20 protein-coding genes are annotated in these 21,515 nt (G+C 67.3%); all 20 read left to right on the top strand.

What is annotated here, in order from left to right:
• Positions 1-5 precede the first annotated feature (5 nt).
• The 20 genes from NSQ78_RS10840 (at position 6) to NSQ78_RS10745 (ending at position 21,513) form a co-directional block, all read left to right on the top strand.
• Positions 6-689: a flagellar hook capping FlgD N-terminal domain-containing protein gene (locus NSQ78_RS10840; protein ID WP_049467786.1), complete on the top strand. Its 684-nt coding sequence runs from the start codon at positions 6-8 to the stop codon at positions 687-689.
• 32 nt (positions 690-721) lie between these two features.
• Entirely contained in the window at positions 722-1,945 is a 1,224-nt protein-coding gene (gene flgE / locus NSQ78_RS10835) for a flagellar hook protein FlgE (protein WP_064238488.1), read from the top strand.
• A 32-nt stretch (positions 1,946-1,977) separates the two neighbouring features.
• Entirely contained in the window at positions 1,978-2,727 is a 750-nt protein-coding gene (locus NSQ78_RS10830; protein WP_049467791.1) for a flagellar basal body rod protein FlgF, read from the top strand.
• Positions 2,728-2,830: 103 nt separating this feature from the next.
• Complete coding sequence (gene flgG / locus NSQ78_RS10825; protein WP_005416457.1) at positions 2,831-3,616, top strand: flagellar basal-body rod protein FlgG; 786 nt, start codon at positions 2,831-2,833, stop codon at positions 3,614-3,616.
• Between the two features lie 22 nt (positions 3,617-3,638).
• Positions 3,639-4,331 (top strand): flagellar basal body L-ring protein FlgH, encoded by a 693-nt coding sequence (gene flgH / locus NSQ78_RS10820; protein ID WP_049467794.1) that lies wholly within the window; start codon positions 3,639-3,641, stop codon positions 4,329-4,331.
• 2 nt (positions 4,332-4,333) lie between these two features.
• On the top strand, positions 4,334-5,470 hold the full coding sequence (locus NSQ78_RS10815; protein ID WP_053463209.1) for a flagellar basal body P-ring protein FlgI: 1,137 nt from the start codon (positions 4,334-4,336) through the stop codon (positions 5,468-5,470).
• A 1-nt stretch (position 5,471) separates the two neighbouring features.
• A complete protein-coding gene (gene flgJ / locus NSQ78_RS10810; protein WP_057494232.1) occupies positions 5,472-6,671 on the top strand; it encodes a flagellar assembly peptidoglycan hydrolase FlgJ in 1,200 nt (399 codons plus the stop codon).
• 8 nt (positions 6,672-6,679) lie between these two features.
• A complete protein-coding gene (gene flgK / locus NSQ78_RS10805) occupies positions 6,680-8,560 on the top strand; it encodes a flagellar hook-associated protein FlgK (protein ID WP_064238486.1) in 1,881 nt (626 codons plus the stop codon).
• A complete protein-coding gene (flgL, locus tag NSQ78_RS10800; protein ID WP_053463212.1) occupies positions 8,557-9,759 on the top strand; it encodes a flagellar hook-associated protein FlgL in 1,203 nt (400 codons plus the stop codon). Before flgK ends, flgL begins: the two co-directional genes overlap by 4 nt.
• A gap of 397 nt (positions 9,760-10,156) precedes the next feature.
• The gene (locus NSQ78_RS10795; RefSeq protein ID WP_053463213.1) at positions 10,157-11,374 is read left to right on the top strand and encodes a flagellin; all 1,218 of its coding nucleotides are present in this window, start codon (positions 10,157-10,159) and stop codon (positions 11,372-11,374) included.
• A 72-nt stretch (positions 11,375-11,446) separates the two neighbouring features.
• A complete protein-coding gene (locus NSQ78_RS10790) occupies positions 11,447-12,631 on the top strand; it encodes a flagellin (RefSeq protein WP_057494235.1) in 1,185 nt (394 codons plus the stop codon).
• 86 nt (positions 12,632-12,717) lie between these two features.
• The gene (locus NSQ78_RS10785; protein WP_057494236.1) at positions 12,718-13,896 is read left to right on the top strand and encodes a flagellin; all 1,179 of its coding nucleotides are present in this window, start codon (positions 12,718-12,720) and stop codon (positions 13,894-13,896) included.
• A 441-nt stretch (positions 13,897-14,337) separates the two neighbouring features.
• Positions 14,338-15,753, top strand: a complete 1,416-nt coding sequence (gene fliD / locus NSQ78_RS10780; RefSeq protein WP_053462823.1) for a flagellar filament capping protein FliD — start codon at positions 14,338-14,340, stop codon at positions 15,751-15,753.
• A 128-nt stretch (positions 15,754-15,881) separates the two neighbouring features.
• Complete coding sequence (fliS, locus tag NSQ78_RS10775) at positions 15,882-16,298, top strand: flagellar export chaperone FliS (protein WP_005416447.1); 417 nt, start codon at positions 15,882-15,884, stop codon at positions 16,296-16,298.
• Positions 16,295-16,588 carry a hypothetical protein gene (locus tag NSQ78_RS10770; RefSeq protein WP_049466169.1) on the top strand — a complete coding sequence of 98 codons (294 nt, stop codon included), beginning with the start codon at positions 16,295-16,297 and terminating at the stop codon, positions 16,586-16,588. The genes fliS and NSQ78_RS10770 overlap by 4 nt, the downstream gene beginning before the upstream one ends.
• On the top strand, positions 16,585-17,163 hold the full coding sequence (locus NSQ78_RS10765; RefSeq protein ID WP_049466167.1) for a PilZ domain-containing protein: 579 nt from the start codon (positions 16,585-16,587) through the stop codon (positions 17,161-17,163). Before NSQ78_RS10770 ends, NSQ78_RS10765 begins: the two co-directional genes overlap by 4 nt.
• A 92-nt stretch (positions 17,164-17,255) precedes the next feature.
• On the top strand, positions 17,256-17,888 hold the full coding sequence (locus tag NSQ78_RS10760) for a response regulator transcription factor (RefSeq protein ID WP_032959406.1): 633 nt from the start codon (positions 17,256-17,258) through the stop codon (positions 17,886-17,888).
• 321 nt (positions 17,889-18,209) lie between these two features.
• The gene (gene rpoN, locus NSQ78_RS10755) at positions 18,210-19,619 is read left to right on the top strand and encodes an RNA polymerase factor sigma-54 (protein ID WP_064238484.1); all 1,410 of its coding nucleotides are present in this window, start codon (positions 18,210-18,212) and stop codon (positions 19,617-19,619) included.
• A gap of 14 nt (positions 19,620-19,633) precedes the next feature.
• Positions 19,634-20,011, top strand: a complete 378-nt coding sequence (locus NSQ78_RS10750) for a response regulator transcription factor (protein WP_005409556.1) — start codon at positions 19,634-19,636, stop codon at positions 20,009-20,011.
• The gene (locus tag NSQ78_RS10745; protein WP_064238482.1) at positions 20,008-21,513 is read left to right on the top strand and encodes a sigma-54 dependent transcriptional regulator; all 1,506 of its coding nucleotides are present in this window, start codon (positions 20,008-20,010) and stop codon (positions 21,511-21,513) included. Before NSQ78_RS10750 ends, NSQ78_RS10745 begins: the two co-directional genes overlap by 4 nt.
• Positions 21,514-21,515 lie beyond the last annotated feature (2 nt).

Raw genomic sequence — 21,515 nt, 5'->3', positions numbered from 1 at the left:
CCGCCATGACCACCGCCGTCAACAACCAGACCAGCCAGGATGTGTACTCCGCGCTGGGCCTGAACGCCCCCAACAGCAACGCCACGAAAAAGAAGAACACGCTCGACCAGGCCGATTTCCTGCGCCTGATGACCGAGCAGCTGCAGCACCAGGATCCGCTGAAGCCGATGGACAACACGCAGATGGTCGCGCAGATGGCGCAGATGTCCACCGTGCAGGGCATCACCGATCTGAACAAGACGGTCAAGGGCTTCCAGGAATCGATGGCCAGTGACCAGGTGCTGCGTGGTGCGGCGCTGGTCGGCCACCAGGTGCTGGTCCCGTCGGAAAAGCTAGTGCTGGAGAAGGAAGGCAGTGTCGAAGGCACGGTGGCAGCACCGTCGGCCGGCATCATCACCGTGGACATCACCGATGCCAACGGCGCCAAGGTCACCTCGCTGAGCGTGGAAGCCACGGCCGCCGGGGAAACCGCCTTCCAGTGGGACGGCAAGGACGCCAACGGCAAGCGCATGGAGCCGGGCAAGTACTCCATCGTCGCCAACCATGTCGATACCGCCGGCAAGAGCACCAAGCTGTCCACCTACGTGCAGGCGCCGGTGGAGAGCGTGACCGTCGGTTCCGACGGCCTGTACCTGAACCTCAAGGGCCTGGGCACGGCCCCGATCGACTACGTGCTCCGCGTCAGCTGAGCCGCACATCCCGCATCAACTAGGAGCATCCCATGGGCTTCAATGTCTCGCTGTCCGGCATCAATGCCGCCAACACCGACCTGAGCGTCACCGCCAACAACGTCGCCAACGTCAACACCACCGGCTTCAAGCAGTCGCGCGCCGAGTTCGCCGATCTGTTCGCCTCCACCAGCTATGGCCTGTCGAAGAACCAGACCGGCTCGGGCGTGCGCGTCTCCAACGTCGCCCAGCAGTTCATCCAGGGCGACAACGAGCAGACCGGGCGCAGCCTGGACATGGCCATTTCCGGTGAGGGCTTCTTCACCATGAACATGAACGGTTCGCGTGTGTACTCGCGTGCCGGCAACTTCCAGACCGATTCGGCCGGCTACGTGGTCAACCCGCAGGGCGCGCGCCTGCAGGTGTTCGCGCCGAATGCCGACGGCACCAACTTCGATGCCGGTCGCCTGGTCGACCTGCAGCTGCTGACCACCGACAGCCCGCCGAAGCAGACCAGCGAAGTGAAGGTTGGCTTCACCCTGCCGGCCAATGCCAAGCAGCCGACCGTGGCGACTTTCGACCCGGCCGATTCCAACAGCTACAACCATTCCAGCGGTGGCATCACCGTGTACGACTCGCTGGGCGTGAGCCACATCCAGGTCTCGTACTTCGTCAAGGGCGCCAACCCCAACGAATGGACCGTGCACAACTACGTCGATGGCCAGCCCGCCGGCACCCCGACTGCGGTCACCTTCGACAACAGCGGCAAGCTGACCGTCCCGGCCAACGGCAAGGTCAGCCTCGGCACCTTCACCCCCACCACCGGCGCCGGCCAGCTGAACATGACGCTGGACATCAGCGGCTCGACCCAGTACGGCGAGAAGTTCGCGCTGCGCAACACCCAGCAGGACGGCTACGCCGCCGGCAAGCTCAATGAAATCACCGTCTCCGAATCCGGCGTGGTCTACGCCCGCTATTCCAACGGCGACGACAAGCCGCTGGGCCAGGTCGCGCTGACCACCTTCAACAACACGCAGGGCCTGGAATCGAAGGGCAACAACCTGTGGGTGGAGACCTTCGAATCGGGCACGCCGCGCACCGGCATGCCGGACACCTCCAACCTCGGCAAGATCCAGGCCGGCTCGCTGGAAGCGTCCACCGTCGACCTCACCGAGCAGCTGGTCAACATGATCACCGCGCAGCGCAACTTCCAGGCCAACGCGCAGATGATCACCACCCAGGACCAGATCACCCAGACCGTCATCAACATCCGTTGATGAGCTGCTGACCCTGTCACGGAACTCCCCGCATGGATAAAGCCCTTTACGTGGCGATGACCGGTGCCCGCGCCTCCCTGCAGGCGCAGGGAACGCTCAGCCACAACCTCGCCAACTCGGACACCCCCGGCTTCAAGGAAGCGCTGGCCAACACCGAAGCCTTCCCGATCCGCGGCCCGGGCTTTGCCTCGCGGGTGGATGCGCTGCACGTCGACGCCGGCTTCAACCGCCGGCCCGGCGCGCAGCACATCACCGGCAAGCCGTTGGACCTCGCGCTGCAGAGCGGCACCTGGCTGGCCGTGCAGGCCAGCGACGGCAGCGAAGCGTACACGCGCGGCGCAGCCTTGTCGGTGACGCCGAACGGCCAGCTGGTGACCTCCGGCGGCCGCACGGTGCTGGATGACAACAACAACCCGATCGCCATTCCGCCCTACCAGGCGATGGAGATCGGCGGCGACGGCACGATCTCGATCATCCCGCAGGGCGAAGGCCCGCAGACGATGGCGCAGATCGGCCGGATCAAGGTGGTGCAGGCCCCGGACGAGCGCCTGGAGCGCGGCCTGGATGGCCTGTTCCGCAACACCGATCCGCGCCAGCCGTTCGCCCCGGCGCAGGGCACGGCCGTGCACAGCGGCCAGCTGGAAGGCAGCAACGTCGATGCCGCCGGTGCGCTGGTGCAGATGATCCAGCTGCAGCGCCAGTACGAAATGCAGGTGCAGGTGATCAAGCACGGCGACGACAACGCGCGCAGTGCCAACAGCCTGCTGCGCCTGGGCAGCTGACGGATTTCCGGCGCCGCCCGGGCGCGGCGCTGGCACACCGCTTGCACACCCGTTACCAGGGGCCGCATCGCGCGGCCGGCTTCACCCAGACAGGACACCGAAGATGAACCAGGCATTGTGGATCGCGAAAACCGGACTGGATGCGCAGCAGATGCGCATGTCGGTGGTTTCCAACAACCTCGCCAACACCAACACCACCGGCTTCAAGCAGGACCGTGCCAGCTTCGAGGACCTGCTGTACCAGCAGGTGCGCCAGCCCGGCGGCTCTTCGTCGGCGCAGACCCAGCTGCCGACCGGCCTGCAGCTGGGTACCGGCGTGCGCGTGGTCGCCACCGCCAAGAATTTCGAGCAGGGCGGCCAGCAGCAGACCGGCCGCGCGCTGGACGTGATGGTCAACGGCCGCGGCTTCTTCGAAGTGCAGATGCCCGACGGCAGCTCGGCCTATACCCGTGATGGCTCGTTCAAGATCAACCAGGACAGCGAACTGGTCACCAACAGCGGCTACCCGGTGCAGCCGGGCATCCAGATTCCTGAAGGTGCGCAATCGGTCACCATCGGCAGCGACGGCACCATCAGCGTGAAGATGGCCGACAACGCGGCGTCGGTGGAAGTGGGCGCGCTGACCCTGACCGACTTCGTCAATCCGGCCGGCCTGCAGGCGCGTGGCGAGAACCTGTTCCTGGAAACCACGGCATCGGGCCCGGCGCAGAACGGCAACCCCGGCCTGAACGGCCTCGGCACCGTGGTGCAGGGCGCGCTGGAAGGCAGCAACGTCAACGTGGTCGAAGAGCTGGTGTCGATGATCGAAACCCAGCGCGCCTACGAAATGAACGCCAAGGCGATCTCCACCACCGATTCGATGCTCGGCTACCTCAACAACAAGATCTGACCGGCCCAACCGGGAAACCGCCATGTCGCCCATTTCCAACTTCGCCCGCACTGCCCTCGCCTGCGCCGTGGTCGCCCTGCTCGGTGGCTGCGTGATCGCGGGCGACGTGCGCCCCTACCCGGCGATGGCACCGATCCAGCCGATCATGCCGCCGCAGGCCGCGCCGACCGCCGGCGCGATCTACGCCGCCGGTCCCACACTGCAGCTGTACTCGGACCGCCGCGCACGTGATGTCGGCGACCTGCTGACCATCACCCTGCTGGAAAACACCACCGCGCAGACCAGTGCCAACACCGCCACCAACAAGGAATCGAACCTGAGCCTGGGCACGCCGTCCATCCTCGGCGCGCCGGTCACCCTGGGCGGCAAGGACATCCTCAGCGCCACCGCAGCAGGCAAGCGCGATTTCACCGGCAAGGGCAACAGCGCGCAGAGCAACCGCCTGCAGGGCAGCGTCACCGTCACGGTGATCCAGCGCCTGCCCAACGGCAACCTGGTGGTGCAGGGGCAGAAGAACCTGCGACTGAACCAGGGTGATGAACTGGTGCAGGTGCAGGGCATCGTGCGCCCGGGCGACATCAGCCAGGACAACACCATTCCTTCCAGCCGCGTGGCCGAGGCCCGCATCGTCTACGGCGGCCGCGGCCCGGTCGCGCAGTCCAACGCGATGGGCTGGCTGAGCCGCTTCTTCAATTCCGGCCTGACGCCGTTCTGAGTATGGCCATGAAACTCTTCTCCTCTTCTTCCTGGCAGCGCCGCGTCGCGTCGTTCGTCGCGCTGATGCTGCTGGTCGTGGCTGCCCCGGCCAGTGCCGAGCGCATCAAGGACCTGGCCCAGGTCGGCGGCGTGCGTGGCAATGCCCTGGTGGGCTACGGCCTGGTGGTCGGCCTGGATGGCAGCGGCGACCGCACCAGCCAGGCGCCCTTTACCGTGCAGAGCCTGAAGAACCTGCTCGGCGAGCTGGGCGTGAACGTACCGCCGAACGTCAACCCGCAGCTGAAGAATGTGGCGGCGGTGGCGATCCATGCCGAGCTGCCGCCCTTCGCCAAGCCGGGCCAGCCGATCGACATCACCGTGTCCTCGATCGGCAACGCGGTGTCGCTGCGCGGCGGCTCGCTGCTGATGGCCCCGCTGCGCGGCGCCGACGGCCAGATCTATGCGATCGCACAGGGCAACCTGATCGTCGGCGGCTTTGGTGCGCAGGGCAAGGATGGTTCGCGCGTCTCGGTGAACGTGCCCAGCGTCGGCCGCATTCCCAACGGCGCCACCGTTGAACGCGCCCTGCCCGATCCGCTGGCCAACGGCGGTGACATCACCCTGAACCTGCACAACAACGATTTCACTACCGTCTCGCGCATGGTCGCCGCGCTCAACAACGCGTTCGGCGAAGGCGCCGCGCGGGCGATCGATGGCGTAACGGTCGCGGTCACTGCGCCGACCGATCCGGGCGCGCGCATCGGCCTGCTGGCGCGCATCGAGAACCTGGAACTGACCCCGGGCAGCGCACCGGCCAAGGTCGTGGTCAATTCGCGCACGGGCACGGTGGTCATCGGCCAGCAGGTACGGGTCGGCCCTGCTGCCATCTCGCATGGTTCGCTGACGGTGACGATCCAGGAAAACACCAACGTCAGCCAGCCCAATGCCCTGTCCGGTGGCCGCACCGTCGCCAGCCCGCAGTCGACCATCACCGCCACCAACGACGGCAGCCGCATGTTCAAGTTCAGCGGCGGCACCACCCTGGACGAGATCGTGCACGCGGTGAACGCCGTGGGTGCGGCGCCGGGTGACCTGATCGCGATCCTGGAAGCCCTGAAGCAGGCCGGCGCATTGAGTGCCGAGCTCGAGGTGATCTGACATGCGCATCAATCCCGCATTCGACCTGCACCCGGCGCAGCAGAACGATCCGGCGAAGATCGACAAGGTTGCACGCCAGCTGGAAGGCCAGTTCGCGCAGATGCTGGTCAAGAGCATGCGCGATGCCAGCTTCGGCGACTCGTTGTTTCCCGGCGAGAACAAGATGTTCCGCGACATGTACGACCAGAAGATCGCCGAGGCGATGACCCGCGGCAAGGGCCTGGGGCTGTCGGGCATGATCAGCCGGCAGCTGTCCGGCCAGGCCGCCGACGGCCCGGCGCTGGATACTCGCGTGGATCCGGCCAAGGCCAGCCGCGCCTACCAGCTCAACGCGCCGGACAAGCCGGCACCGTCGCTGCCGCTGGAAGATGGCAGCCAGGCCGTGCGCATGCTGCAGCAGATGGCGGCCGGCGCACAGCACGGTGCCCAGGCCGCGCTGGCACCGATGGAGCAGGCGCTGGACCTGATCGCCGGCCGCGAAAGCAGCGGCCTGCATCGCTCGCTCGGCACCGAGGATCCGTACATGGGCAGCCTGCAGGGCCAGGATTGGGCCGCCAACAACGATCAATGGTCGGCCACGGCCAGCAACCGCGGCACCGCCGTCAGCCCGGTCGACGCGCTGGCCACCCGGACCGCCGTCGCCCAGCTCGGCGAGCACACCCCGGAGGGTTTCGTCGCCAGCATCTGGCAGCACGCGCAGAGCGCGGCCCGGGAACTGGGCGTGGATGCCCGGGCGCTGGTGGCGCAGGCAGCACTGGAAACCGGTTGGGGCAAGCGCCACATCCGCCAGTCCGATGGCAGCACCTCGCACAATCTGTTCGGCATCAAGGCCACCGGCTGGAGCGGCCAGCGCGTTGAAGCCGGCACCCACGAGTACGTGGATGGCGTGCGCCGCAACGAAACCGCCAGCTTCCGCGCCTACAGCTCGCCCGCCGAGAGCTTTGCCGACTATGTGCGCCTGCTGAAGACCAGCCCGCGCTACCAGCAGGCCCTGCAGGCCGGCACCGATGTGCAGGGCTTCGCCCGTGGCCTGCAGCGCGCCGGCTATGCCACCGACCCGCGCTATGCAGCCAAGATCGCCGCGATTGCCGGTGGCCCGACCATCGAGCGTGCCGTAGCGGCCGTGACCGACGCCGGCTCGCGCCTTGGCCAGACCTTCGCCAGCACCGCGACCGCGGCGCTGGGTATCACCCGTCGTTGAGGAACCCCATGTCCAGCGTACTTTCCACCGGTACCGGTGCCCTGCTCGCCTTCCAGCGTGCGTTGGCGACCACCAGCCACAACGTGGCCAACCTCAATACGCCCGGCTACAGCCGGCAGAAGGTCAACTTCGCCACCGCCGACCCGCAGAACTACGGCTATGGCACGGTCGGCAACGGCACCCGGATCACCGACATCCGCCGCACCGCCGACCAGCTGGCGATCTCGCGCCTGCTCGACAGCAGCGGTGAACTGGCGCGCCTGAAACAGCTTTCGGGCATGGCCGACCGGGTCAACGCGCTGTTCTCCGATGCGGCCACGAATGTCTCTGGCGTCTGGTCGAACTTCTTCGATTCGGTCAGTGGCCTGTCGTCGAACGCGGCCGGCACCGCCGACCGCCAGAACATGCTCGACGGTGGCAAAGCCCTGGCCAACCGCTTCGTGCAGCTCAACACGCACCTGAACAACCTCAACAGCGAGGTCAACAACGGCCTGCTGGCCGGTGCCACCGAGGTCAACCGCCTGGCGCAGGAAATCGCCCAGATCAACGGCGCCATCGGCACCAACGTCGCCACCGCGGCGCCCGACCTGCTCGATCGCCGCGACCAGCTGATCACCCAGCTGATCGGCTACACCGGTGGCACGGCGGTGATCCAGGACGGCGGCATCATGAATGTCTACACCGCCGGCGGCAACGCACTGGTGGTGGGTACCACGGCGACCAAGGTCACCACCGTGGCCGACCCGTACCAGCCCGAGCGCCTGCAGTTGGCGCTGGAGACCCAGGGCAACACCATCCGCCTCGACCCGAAGGCAGTCGGCGGCCAGATCGGCGGCCTGCTGGAGTTCCGCGACACCGTGCTGACCCCGGCGCAGGCCGAATTGGGCAAGCTGGCGGTGGGCCTGGCCGAGAGCTTCAACCAGGTGCACCACCAGGGCGTGGACCTGTATGGCCAGATGGGTGGGGACTTCTTCAACATCGGCAACCCGCGCGTCACCGCCAACAACAGCAACAGCGGCACCGGCACCCTGACCGCAACCTATGGCGACCTGGGCAAGCTGGACGCGCAGAACGTTGTGCTGCAGTTCGATGGCACCACCTGGAAGGCCAGCCGTGCCGACACCGGCGCCAGCATCCCGCTGACCGGCACCGGCACCGCCGGCGATCCGCTGGTGATCAACGGCGTGCAGCTGGTGGTCGGCGGCACGCCGGCGGCCAACGACCGCTTCCTGCTGCAGCCGACCGCGGGGGTGGCCGGCAGCCTGGAAATGGCGATCACCGATCCGTCGCGCATCGCCGCCGCCGCCGCCGTCAAGGGTGCAGCGGCCACCGCCAACACCGGCACCGGCAAGCTGAGCGGTGTCACCGTCACCGATTCGACCCACGCGAACCTGCGCAATCCGGCAGCGATCGTGTTCACCTCGGCGACCACCTACACCATCGACGGTGGCCCGCCGCAGACCTATACGCCGGGCCAGACCATCAGTGCCAACGGCTGGAGCTTCGTGCTGGACGGTGCGCCGAAGGTGGGCGACACGTTCAACATCACCCCCACCCCGGCAGGCTCGTCGGACAACAGCAACGCGTCGAAGCTGGCCAAGGTGGAAAGCGCAAAGGCCTTCAACGCCGGAACGGTGACACTCAATGGTGCGTTGGGGGGCCTGACCACCCAGGTCGGCGCCGCCGCCCGCTCGGCCGAGTACTCGCTCGACGCGCAGCTGGTGATCAATGACAAAGCGCAGGAAGCCCGCGACGAAGTCTCCGGCGTGAACCTGGACGAGGAAGCGGCGGACATGCTGCGCCTGCAGCAGGCCTACCAGGCCGCCTCGCAGCTGATCTCGACCGCCGACAGCATGTTCCAGACCATCCTGGGAGCCGTCCGCCGATGAGCAGCCGTATTTCCACCAGCATGATGTTCAACCAGTCGGTGTCGCTGATGATGGCCAAGCAGGCCAAGCTCAGCCACCTGGAGCAGCAGATCGCCACAGGCAGCAAGATCGTCAGCGCCAAGGACGATCCGGTGGCTGCCGGCACAGCGGTCGGCCTTGACCGCAGCCTGGCCGCACTGGACCGCATGAAGCTCAATGCCGGCAACGTGCAGAACCGCCTGGGCGTGCAGGAAAACACCCTGGCGCAGGTCAACGAGCTGATGGCGCGCGTCAACGATCTGACCATCCAGGCCAGCAACCCGGCGCTGAGCGCGGCGGACAAGAAGACGCTGATCACCGAGGTCAACCAGATCCGCGATGGCCTGCTGTCACTGGCCAACGCTGATGATGGCACCGGCCGCTACGTGTTTGGTGGCACCAACGACGGTGACCCGCCCTTTGCCAAGATCAACGGCAAGGTGGTCTACCGTGGCGACCAGACCCAGCGCCAGGTCGAAGTCGGTCCGGACACCTACGTGAAGGACGCGCTGCCCGGCAGCGAGATCTTCATGCGCATTCCCACCGGCGATGGCTTCGTCGACGGCAGCGCCGCGGCCGGCAACACCGGCAACGGCGTGCTGACCAACATCACCCGCGACGGCAGCGACAGCTGGAACGGCCAGGGCTTCAGCGTGCGCTTCACCACCGGCACCCAGTACGAGGTGGTGGACGGTGCGGGCAACGTGACCGGCACCGGCACCTACAAGGCCGGCGACGACCTGGAAGTGAACGGTGTGCGCCTGCGCATCACCGGCGCGCCGGCAGCCGGCGACAGCTTCAACGTGCAGGCGGCCAGCAGCCGCGACATCTTCTCGACCATGGACAACCTGGTGGCCGCGCTGGGCGCCGACACTGGCACCCCTGCACAGATGGCCGCGCAGCAGAACCAGTTGCAGAGCGCACTGCGCGACGTGGCGCGTGCGTCCGAGCGGATGATCGATTCGCGCGCTGCGGGCGGCGCGCAGCTGAAGGCGCTGGACAATGCCGCCGACATGCGCGAGGCCAATGGCGTGACCCTGAAAACCACGCTGTCGCAGATGCGCGACCTGGATTACGCCGATGCGCTGAGCCAGTACCAGCTGCAGAGCACCGCGCTGCAGGCGGCGCAGACGATCTTCTCGCAGATGCAGTCGATGTCGCTGTTCAACAAGCTGCGCTGACGCCTCTCCTGCGTCACCCCGAAAGGCCGCGATGCCCTGCATCGCGGCCTTTTTCGTTTGCGCGCCTGCCCGCCGCTGCGCGGCCACCCGGCCGTCGCCGGCCGATTTCCGTGATTCTCCATCAAGCCCGGCCCGACCCCGCCGATACCTTCATCAGCGCTGGTCAGGCCCTGCCCGACCGCCCCTCCCGGGGCCGCTTCCACCCTGGCATCAGGGCTGAAAACCCCGGGAAAACAGCTTCAGGCAACGAATTCTGGCTTCGACGGAATTCACGGCTAAAGGTTGTTGACAAAGCGCCGTTATTCATTTGGCAACGGCGAAGCACACAGCCACACAAAAAAACAGGCGGCGCTTCGTTCCATTCACCAACGGGTTCCATATAAGAGGAGACGACCCCATGGCACAGGTAATCAACACCAATACGATGTCGCTCAACGCTCAGCGCAACCTGAGCACCAGCGGCAGCTCGCTCGCTACCACCATCCAGCGCCTCTCGTCCGGCCTGCGCATCAACAGCGCGAAGGACGACGCGGCCGGCCTGGCCATCAGCGAGCGCTTCACCACCCAGATCCGTGGCCTGGACGTGGCCATCCGCAACGCCAACGACGGCATCTCGCTGGCCCAGGTCGCCGAAGGTTCGCTGAACGAAGTGGGCAACAACCTGCAGCGCATCCGCGAACTGGGCGTGCAGGCCTCCAACGCCACCAACTCGGCCAGCGACCGCAAGGCACTGCAGGCCGAAGTGACCCAGCTGGTCTCGGAAATCGACCGCGTCGCCAAGCAGGCCGACTTCAACGGCACCAAGCTGCTTGATGGCAGCTTCACCAGCCAGCTGTTCCAGGTGGGCGCCAACGCCGGCCAGGCCATCGCGATCAACAGCGTGGTCAATGCCAAGGCCGATTCGCTGGGCGCGGCCACCTTCGCCAACGGCTACACCGGCACCGCACTGGCGGTGGACAAGGCGACGGCCGACACCACCTACTCCGGCCTGCAGGTCTCGGTGACCCCGCCGGGCGGCACCGCCACCACGGTCACCATCAGCGACTTCACCGTGAAGGCCGGCGAGTCGATCACCTCGGCCACCGCCGCGGCGATCAACAACAAGCTGGGCGAAACCGGTGTGGTGGCCTCGGTCAATGCCGGCGTCATCAGCCTGGCCTCGGTCAAGGACGGCCAGACCTTCGCCCTGGGCGTCAGCGCGGCCACCCCGCCGGCCGGCGCCACCGCTGCGACCATCGCCGGCCTCGGCCTGACCGAAACCAGCACCAACGGCGGCACCCTGACCGGTGCAGCGGTCAGCTTCGTCAAGGACCTGAACGTCACCACCGCCGAAGGCGCCCAGAAGGCGATGTCGATCGTCGACAAGGCCCTGGAATCGGTCAACAGCGTCCGCGCCGACCTCGGCGCGATCCAGAACCGCTTCACCTCGGTGGTGGCCAACCTGCAGACCTCCTCGGAGAACCTGTCCGCATCGCGCAGCCGCATCCGCGATACCGACTTCGCCAAGGAAACCGCCGAACTGACCCGCACCCAGATCCTGCAGCAGGCCGGTACGGCCATGCTGGCCCAGGCCAACCAGGTACCGCAGAACGTGCTCAGCCTGTTGCAGCGCTGACATGAGCCGCCCCCGGGGCACGTCGGGGGCGTCTAACCCAACTCACGTGCAACCGCTCAAGGACCTCTCCTCATGGCACAAGTCATCAACACCAATACGATGTCGTTGAATGCTCAGCGTAACCTGAGCACCAGCGGCAGCTCGCTGGCTACCACCATCCAGCGCCTGTCCTCCGGTTCGCGCATCAACAGCGCCAAGGACGACGCCGCCGGCCTGGCGATCTCCGAGCGCTTCGGCACGCAGATCCGCGGTACCGACGTCGCCATCCGCAATGCCAACGACGGCATCTCGCTGGCCCAGGTCGCCGAAGGTTCGCTGACCGAAATCGGCAACAACCTGCAGCGCGTCCGCGAGCTGTCGGTGCAGGCTTCCAACGCCACCAACTCGGCCAGCGACCGCAAGGCGCTGCAGGCCGAAGTGACCCAGCTGGTCAGCGAAATCGACCGCGTTGCCAAGCAGTCGGACTTCAACGGCACCAAGCTGCTGGACGGCTCGTTCTCCAGCCAGCTGTTCCAGGTCGGCGCCAACGCCGGCCAGGCCATCGCCATCGACAAGACCATCGATGCCAAGGCCAATGCCCTGGGCGGCGCCAAGTTCGACACCAACGCGCTGGCCCTGGCCGACCCGGGCACCAACGCGGACTTCAGCACCAGCGGCCTGCAGATCAACGGCGTTGCCATTGCCGACGTCTCGGTCAAGCAGGGCGCCGACGCCGCTGCCACCGGCAAGGCCTCGCGCGAAGCACTGGTCACCGCGATCAACGCCAAGATCGGCGAAACCGGCGTCTACGCCGAAGTGAACGGCACCGCGGGCGTCACCCTGACCTCGGTCAAGGACAGCGTCAACGCCGATGGTTCGTTCAAGGCCATCACCGCAACCCCGGGTACCTGGACCGGCGCCACCGCGCCGACCTTCACCGCGTCCACCGCCGCCCCGGCCGCCAAGTACGCCAGCGACCTGGACGTCAGCACCGTGAAGGGTGCCCAGCAGGCGATGGAAATCGTCGACAAGGCCCTGGGTGCGATCAACAGCACCCGCGCCGACCTCGGTGCGATCCAGAACCGCTTCACCTCGGTGGTGGCCAACCTGCAGACCTCGTCGGAAAACCTGTCGGCGTCGCGCAGCCGCATCAAAGACACCGACTTCGCCAAGGAAACCGCCGAACTGACCCGCACCCAGATCCTGCAGCAGGCCGGTACGGCCATGCTGGCCCAGGCCAACCAGGTGCCGCAGGGCGTGCTCAGCCTGCTGCGCTGATCCGCTCGATGATCGACCTCCGGGCGCTGCATGACGCGGCGCCCGGATCCTGAAACACGTTCCACCTTCGCCAAAGGAAAAGCACCATGGCACAAGTCATCAACACCAACACCATGTCCCTGAATGCTCAGCGCAACCTGAGCACCAGCGGCAGCTCGCTGGCTACCACCATCCAGCGCCTGTCCTCCGGTTCGCGCATCAACAGCGCCAAGGACGACGCCGCCGGCCTGGCGATCTCCGAACGCTTCGGCACGCAGATCCGCGGTACCGACGTCGCCATCCGCAATGCCAACGACGGCATCTCGCTGGCCCAGGTCGCCGAAGGTTCGCTGACCGAAATCGGCAACAACCTGCAGCGCGTCCGCGAGCTGTCGGTGCAGGCTTCCAACGCCACCAACTCGGCCAGCGACCGCAAGGCGCTGCAGGCCGAAGTGACCCAGCTGGTCAGCGAAATCGACCGCGTTGCCAAGCAGTCGGACTTCAACGGCACCAAGCTGCTGGACGGTTCGTTCTCCAGCCAGCTGTTCCAGGTCGGCGCCAACGCCGGCCAGGCCATCGCCATCGACAAGACCATCGATGCCAAGGCCGGCTCGCTGGGCACCTCGACCTTCGCCACCGGCGCGACGGCTGCCCTGGCTGCCAGCACCGACGGTGCCCGCTTCTCCGGCACCGTGATGGGCGTGGACATCGGCACGGTTGAAGTAAAGGCCGGCGCCACCACGGCCGATGCCTCCAAGGCCGTCGCCACCGCCATCAACGCCAAGATCGGCGAGGCCGGCATCTACGCCGAAGCCAATGCCGACGGCACGCTGAAGCTGAGCTCGGTGAAGGAAGGCAAGGCCGTTGCCGCTGCCGACATCGCGCTGATGCGCAGCGACTACGACGCGACCGCCAAGACCTGGGGCACCGCGGCCGCGGCAGGCGCCTACACCGCTGGCGCCGATACGGCGGCCAACGTGCAGAAGCTGGACGTGAGCACCGTGCTCGGCGCCCAGCAGGCCCTGGAAGTGGTCGACAAGGCCCTGGGTGCGATCAACAGCACCCGTGCCGACCTCGGTGCGATCCAGAACCGCTTCACCTCGGTGGTGGCCAACCTGCAGACCTCGTCGGAAAACCTGTCGGCGTCGCGCAGCCGCATCAAGGACACCGACTTCGCCAAGGAAACCGCCGAACTGACCCGCACCCAGATCCTGCAGCAGGCCGGTACGGCCATGCTGGCCCAGGCCAACCAGGTGCCGCAGGGCGTGCTCAGCCTGCTGCGCTGATCCACGGCAAGAAGGCGCCGCTACCGTCGGATCGAACCGACGGTAGCGGCAACCGGGAAGCCACGATGCACGAAGGCGCGGGCCATGCCCGGCCCGGGATCACTCCCGAACCGGCTTGGCATCGCCCGCTCCTGCGGACCTCTCTTTCAGCGCTGTACCTTTGACTGTACGTACCGGGCGGCTTCGTCTCCCCCCGATTGTCAGTAGCCTGATCCCTCCCCTGCATTGGGGGAGGGTTTTTTGCAGACCCCCGGCAGCCCGCGGTGAACCCACCCGCACCCTGCCCCAGGCCTCCTGCAACCCGCGTGCCAGAACCTGCGCCAGAGCATTGGCACGGCACGTGCATCAACGAAGTCCTCAAGACCCAGCGGCGCAGGCCGCTATTTTCGTTGACGACGGGCCACCGCACAGCGGCCAGGCCCGGATACCAGGAGAAACGACGTGGCAGACTTTGGATACGGTGGCATCGGCTCGGGACTGGACATTTCCAGCATCGTCAACCAGCTGGTCGCAGCTGACCGCAAGCCCGCCGACAATGCGCTGAACCTGCAGCAGTCCAAGGCCAAGATGCAGCTGTCGTCGATCGGCACCGTCACCGCGGCCTTCGACAAGCTGAAGACGGCGCTGACCGCGCTGAAGGCCACCACCGCGTTCGACACGCGCACGGTGACCGCCAGCAAGGGCGGCGACAAGGGCACCGACGAGATCCTGACGGCCTCGGTCGCGCTGTATGACGTCGGCACCACCAAGGCGGCGGCCTCCAACGGCACGCACGTGGTCAACGTCACCTCGCTGGCCACCGCGCACAAGCTGATCGCCGACACTTCGGTACCCAAGACCGACACGTTTGCTGCCGGAACCTTGACGCTGACCGTCGGCGTGGGCGACAACGCCAAGACCATGAACGTGGAGGTGGAGGACGGCGACACGCTGACCACCATCCGCAACAAGATCGACGCGGCCGGCCGCAAGGAAGGCGTGCAGGCCACCCTGATCAGTTCCGGCGACAACCAGTACCTGTCGATCGCCCAGGAAAAGACCGGTGCCGCCAACGCGATCAAGCTCGAATACGCCGGCAGCGATGCCAAACTGGGCGGCCTGGTCAACAGCCTGAAGCAGAACACCGCCGCTGCCGATGCCGAGCTGACCATCGATGGCGTCAAGGTCGTCAGCGCCAGCAATACGGTGGCCGATGCGGTCCCGGGCCTGACCCTGAACCTGAAGATGCCGGGCACCAGCACGGTGACCATCAGCACCGACACTGCTGCGGCGACCAAGGTGATGCAGGAGTTCGTCACCGCGTACAACGCCGCACTGGCGGCCATCAACACCGAAACCAAGTACGACGCCAAGACCAAGGAAGCCTCCACGCTGACCGGCGATGCGCAGATGCGCGGCGCCACCAGCCAGCTGCGCTCGGTGATGTCGAGCGTGCTCAAGGACCTGGCCGGTGACAAGCTCGATGCCAAGGCGATCGGCCTGGACACCCGCGGCTACCCCAATGCCGACGGCACGCTGATCCTGGACACCACCAAGTTCGCCGCCGCCCTGGCCAGCCAGCCGGAGAAGATGCGCCAGGCGATCACCGGTGATACCGGCGGCGCCGGCAAGCTGTACACGCTGGTTGACGGTTATGTGAGCACCACGGTCGGCAAGGAAGGTGCCTTCGTTGCCCGCACCAAGGGCCTGAACACCACGCTGGACAACATCGACAAGCGCCGCAAGGACCTCGACACGCGCATGAAGAGCGTGGAAGAGCGCTACAAGAAGCAGTTCCTGGCGCTGGACAGCCTGATGGGCAAGCTGCAGCAGAGCAACACCGCGCTGCAGCAGCAGCTGGCCCAGTTGAACCGCTGACGGAACGTGCGCGGCACTCAAGTTTGCCGCGCCATGCACCGATAACGGACGCAACAGCAATCATCGCCGCGCCGTCGGCACCGGTCCCCGCGATCACCCGACGGCACCCCGCGCAAGGAGAATCACGAATGTACGGTTCCAGCCGTCAATATGCCGAGCAGTACCGCCAGGTGGGGGTGACCAGTGCGGTCGCCGATGCCGATCCGCACAAGCTGGTGGCGATGCTGCTGGCCGGCGCGCTGGAGCGCGTGCGCCGCGCCCTGGCCAGCCTTGAACGCGGTGACCAGGCCGGCAAGGGCAAGGCGATCGGCGAAGTCTGCGCGATCGTCGGCCACCTCAACGGCTCGTTGGACCACGAGGCCGGCGGCGAGATCGCCGGCAACCTGTCGGCACTGTACGACTACGTGCTGCAGCGCCTGACCGAAGCCAACCTGCACAACGACCGCGCCGCGCTGGATGAATCGCTGCAGCTGCTGGGCGAGATCGACAGCGCCTGGAACGCGATCCCGCACGAACAGCGCCGCCCCGCCGCGGTGGCACCATGAGCCTGCACGCGCTGCATGCGCAGCTGGATGCCTTCGAGAAGGCGCTCGGCGATGATGCGCTCGACCGGGCCGACAGCCTGCTCGACGGCCACGACAGCACCCTGCACGCCCTGCTCAGCCAGCCGCTGACCGCGGCCGACCACGCGCCGCTGAGCGCCCTGTTCGAGCGCCAGCAGAGCCTGCTGGGCCTGCTGCGCCAGCGCCGCGACGCCGTAGCCGCGCAGATGAACGATGGCCAGCGCTCCCTTCGCGCCGCGCATGCCTACCTGCAGGCAGAATCGCTGGCATGACCCAGTTGCCGACCACGTCGCTGCACCACCCAGCCGAAAGCGAGCTGTTCGACGAAACGCTCAGCTGCGAACTGGCGCTGCCGGCCGAGTTCCAGGCAGGCAGCGCAGCCGGCCGCACCAGCAGTGCCGAAGGCCTGCTGCGCAGCCTGGCACTGGTCGAGGACAGCCGCGTCGACGAGCACGACGAACGCAACGAAGCCAGCCTGCAGTTGCAGCGGCTGGAAGCCAAGCTGGACCTGGCGATGGTGCTGCTTGGCCGGCTGGTACGCCAGCAGGGCCAGGAACTGACGCTGCGCCCGGTGCGCTGGTCGCGGCGCGGCATCCGCCTGCAGCTGGGTCCGCGCAGCGGTGCCAGCCCCGGCCAGGCCGGAGTGGTGCGCCTGCAGCCCAGCGACTGGCTGCCCGACCACATCGACCTGCCGGTGGAGGTCGTCGCAGAAGCCGCCGACGGTAGCGGCGGGCACTTCCTGTGGCTGCGCTTCCAGCGCTTGGGCGACGGCCTGGAGATGGCGATGGAGCGGCACCTGTTCCGCCTCCACCGCCGCCAGGTGGCCGAGGCACGCCGCGCACGCTGAAGCCCGCCCCCTTGGCGCTGCACGGCCGACCCTTGGCGCGCCCGTTCAGCTAAGTTAAGGTGGATGCCCCTACACGGATCTGCTGCGTGCCTGTGCGAGTTCTCATCGTCGACGATCACACCCTTGTCCGCGCCGGCCTGGCGCGGCTGCTGCAGGGGTTTGCCGACGTGCAGCTCGTCGCCGAGGCCAGCAACGCCGAACAGGCACTGCAGCTGTCCCTGCAGCACGCACCGGACGTGGTGCTGATGGACCTCTCGCTGCCGGGCCGCACCGGCCTGGAAGCGCTCAGCGACATCCGCCTGCGTGCTCCCGGTACCCGGGTGGTGATGATGACCATGCACGACGATGCTGCCCACGTGCGCGATGCGCTGGATCGTGGCGCGGTCGGGTTCGTGGTGAAGGACGCCGCACCGCAGGAACTGGAACTGGCACTGCGCGCCGCGCACGCCGGCCAGGTGTTCCTGAGCCCGCAGATCTCGGCCAAGATGCTGGCGCCGATGCTGGGCCGCGAGAAACCCACCGGCATCGCCGCACTCTCACCGCGCCAGCGCGAGATCCTGCGCCGCATCGGCAAGGGCGAGAGCAACAAGGAAATCGCCGCCGATCTCGGCATCAGCGTCAAGACGGTGGAAACCCATCGCGCGCGGATGATGGAGTCGCTGGGCTGCCGCCGCGCCAATGACCTGCTGCTGCTGGCCGCGCGCCATCAGCACGAGCTCGAGTAAGCGCCGGTCCCGGGGTCAGCTCCCTTCCGCGTGGAAAAGGACCTGACCCTGCGACACCCTGCATCGGCGACGAAATCCCGTCACCCCGACATTCCCTGACAGGAATCCGTACCTCGGCCGCCGCGCGCCCAGCGGCCTCGCCACGATGAATCAATGACTTGGCGTCGCATTTCGTCAATTTCCCGCGCCCGTGTAGGGAATCCCCCTACACCCTGTCGGGAGTTCCACGAAATGCATCAGGAACCCCCCGATTCCGTCCTCGCCGGATGAAAAGCAAGATGCGTTCCACAAGGCGCCGGGGAGCGGTGCCGGGGAACCACGATGAAGGCTGCACTCTCGACCCAGCTGGGCCAGCAACTCCACCTCACCCCGCAACTGCTGCAGTCGATCCGGCTGCTGCAGCTCGATGGCCTGCACCTGGAGCAGGAAATCCAGCGCCTGCTGGACTCCAATCCGCTGCTGGAGATCGAAGAGGCCGAGGCCCCTGCTGCCGACGCCACCGAAGCCAGCACTCCCACGATCGATACCGCCGCCTTTGACGAGCTGCCCGAGCCGTCGATGTGGGACGTGGCCGGTGCCAGCTGGCAGGACGGCGACGACGACCGCATGGCGCGCATCGCCGCCGGCGAGTCGACCGACCCGCAGCTGCGCGTGCTGCAGCGCCTGTCGCTGGATATGGATGATCGCCAGTTGGCGGTCGCCGCCTTCTGGCTGGACCAGTGCGATGAGGCAGGCTACCTGCAGGCGCCGCTGGCACAGCTGCAGCTGCTGGCCAGTGCCCAGTTCGACATCGCTGCCGACGGGGTGGAAGCCATCCGCCAGCAGCTGCTGCATGGCGAGCCCGCAGGCATGGCCGCCCAGGACCTGCGCGAAGGCCTGCAGGCGCAACTGCGCAGCCTGCACGGCGTCGTGCCGGCCCGCCACCTGGCCGCCCGCATTCTCGACGGCGCGCTCGAAGCGCTGGCCGCGCACGACTACCCCGCCCTCGCCCGCCTGCACGATGCCGAGATCGACGACGTCCGCGAGGCCGTGCGCCTGATCCTCTCGCTGCAGCCGCGCCCGGGCGACAGCCTGCTGCCCGAACGCAACGCGGTGGTGGTGCCGGACGTCGTCGCCTGGCACGCCGACGGGCAGTGGAAGGTCGCCCTGAACCCGGCCACCAGCCGTCGCGTGTCGATCAACAGCCAGTACGAACAGGTGCTGGCCGAAATCAGCGACGCCGCCCCGGCGCTGCGCGAGATGCTGCAGGAGGCGCGCTGGTTCAGCCGTGGCCTGTCGATGCGCTACGACACCCTGCTGCGTACGGCGCGGGTGATCGTCGAGCGCCAGGCCGCCTTCCTGGTGCGCGGCGAAGAGGCCATGGCGCCGTTGACCCTGAAGGAAGTGGCCGAGGAAATCGGCATGCATGAGTCCACCGTCTCGCGCATCACCACCGGCAAGTTCCTGCAGACCCCGCGCGGCACCTTCGAACTGAAGCACTTCTTCGCCGTGCGCCTGGAGGGCGCCAGCGTCTCCGGGCAGGCGGTGAAGGCCATGGTCCGCCGCCTGATCGACGCCGAACCGGCCGGCCGCCCGCTGGCCGATGAGGCCATTGCCGGCCTGCTGTCGCGCCAGGGGGTGAACATTGCCCGCCGAACCGTCGCAAAATACCGAGAACAACTGGATATCGCCCCGGCCCGCGAACGGCGCCGGCTCAGCGCCAGGCAACCCCAGCTGGCCCGGGTGGGCTGAAAAGGATGTTGGACATGAACAAGCTCACGGTCCTGCTGGTCGATGACCACGAGGGCTTCATCAACGCGGCGATGCGCCATTTCCGCAAGATCGACTGGCTGCAGATCGTCGGCAGCGCCGGCAACGGCCTGGAAGCGATCGAGCGCTCGGAAACGCTGCGCCCGCAGGTGGTGCTGATGGATCTGGCCATGCCGGAAATGGGCGGCCTGCAGGCCACCCGCCTGATCAAGTCGCAGGACGATGCGCCGTACATCGTGATCGCCAGCCACTTCGACGACGCCGAGCACCGCGAACACGCGCTGCGCGCCGGCGCCGACAACTTTGTCAGCAAGCTGTCCTACATCCAGGAAGTCATGCCGATCCTGGAAGGCCTCAGGGAGGAACAGTCGTGAGCGAATCGCGCATCCTGGTGCTGGACAACGACGCCGTGCGCGCAGAGCGCACCGTTGCCCTGCTGGAATTCATGGACTTCAACCCGCGCTGGGTGTCCGACGCAGCCGACTTCGACCTGGGCCGCCAGCGCCAGAACGACTGGATGGCGGTGATCGTCGGCAGCCTGGACGACAGCGCTGCCAGTACCGCGCTGTACCACTGGCTGGGAGGCAGCAGCCTGCCGCCGCCGGTGCTGCTGGCCGACGGTGATGCCGCTGCGTTTGCCCAGCAGCACGGCCTGCACGAAGCCAACATCTGGCCGCTGGAAACGCCGCTGCGCCATGCGCAGATGGAGGCCCTGCTGCGCCGTGCCAGCCTCAAGCGCCTGGACGCCGAGCACCAGGCCGGTGCCGCGCAGGACCAGGGCCCGACCGGCAACGGCCCGGCAGTGACCGCGCTGCGCACCATGATCGAACAGGTCGCCGCGTTCGACACCACCGTGCTGGTGCTGGGTGAATCCGGTACCGGCAAGGAAGTGGTGTCACGCGCGATCCACCAGCGCTCGCCGCGCCGCGATGGCCCGTTCGTGGCAATCAACTGCGGCGCCATTCCGGCCGACCTGCTGGAAAGCGAACTGTTCGGCCACGAAAAGGGTGCCTTCACTGGCGCACTGACCGCGCGCAAGGGCCGTTTCGAAATGGCCGAGGGCGGCACCCTGCTGCTCGACGAAATCGGCGACATGAGCCTGCCGATGCAGGTGAAGCTGCTGCGCGTGCTGCAGGAACGCAGCTTCGAGCGCGTCGGTGGCAACCAGACCATCCGCTGCAACGTGCGCGTGGTGGCCGCGACCCACCGCGACCTGGAGACCCGCATCGCCGAGGGCAAGTTCCGCGAGGATCTGTTCTACCGCCTCAACGTGTTCCCGATCGAAGTGCCCGCGCTGCGCGAGCGCCGCGAGGACCTGCCGGCGCTGGTGGAAACCATCGCCGCGCAGCTGGCCCGCACCGGCCGTGGCGAAGTGCGCTTCACTCCCGAAGCGCTGCAGGCGCTGTCCAGCTACGAATGGCCGGGCAACGTGCGCGAGCTGACCAACCTGGTCGAGCGCCTGGCGGTGCTGCATCCGGGTGGCTCGGTGCGCGTACAGGACCTGCCGGCCCGCTATCGTGGCGACGCCGCACTGGCCGCGGTGGCCGCACCGGCACCGGCAGCACCGGTGGCCAGCGAAGACCGCCTGGACCTGCGCAGCTTCTCGTTCCACACCCCGGGCAGCAGCAACCAGCCGGCGCTGGAACACGGTATCGCCGTCAATCGCCCGGCGGCGCCGGCGGCACTGCCCGACGATGGCCTGGACCTGCGCAACCACATGGCCAACATCGAACTGGGCCTGATCAACGAAGCACTGGAACGCACTCAGGGCGTGGTCGCCCACGCCGCCCAGCTGCTTGGCCTGCGCCGCACCACCCTGGTGGAAAAGCTGCGCAAGTACGGCATCGAGCGCGAGCAGGCCGAGCTGGCCGGCTGAAC

This window comes from Stenotrophomonas sp. FSL W7-1447 (assembly GCF_037966425.1).
Classification (GTDB): Bacteria; Pseudomonadota; Gammaproteobacteria; order Xanthomonadales; family Xanthomonadaceae; genus Stenotrophomonas; species Stenotrophomonas pavanii.
Note: the sequence above shows the minus strand (reverse complement) of the source record. Positions and strands in the feature narration are given on the sequence as shown.